1 protein-coding gene is annotated in these 237 nt (G+C 62.4%); it reads left to right on the top strand.

Annotated elements, in window-relative coordinates:
• On the top strand, positions 1–237 hold a 237-nt coding region (locus tag ACTFO6_RS19745), incomplete at both ends, for a sigma-70 non-essential region-containing protein (protein ID WP_439935990.1).

Raw genomic sequence — 237 nt, 5'->3', positions numbered from 1 at the left:
CCAGGAGCAGATTTCCGCCGAGCTCATGAAGATCCGCTTCGCGGCGAAGCAGTTGGAGGCCCTGTGCGACAGCGTACGCGGCATGGTGGACGAAGTGCGCCGCTACGAACGGGCCATCAGGGATCTGTGCGTCGAGAAGGCGGGCATGCCGCGCAGCCACTTCATCAAGGTTTTCCCCGGCAACGAGACCAATCTCAAGTGGGTGGACCAGGAAATCGCGGCACACAAGCCCTACGG

It is taken from the genome of Pelomicrobium sp. G1, from assembly GCF_051905455.1.
In the GTDB taxonomy this organism is placed as follows: Bacteria; Pseudomonadota; Gammaproteobacteria; order Burkholderiales; family UBA6910; genus Pelomicrobium.
The sequence above is the reverse complement of the archived record's forward strand: the minus strand, read 5'-3'. Positions and strand labels throughout refer to the sequence as shown.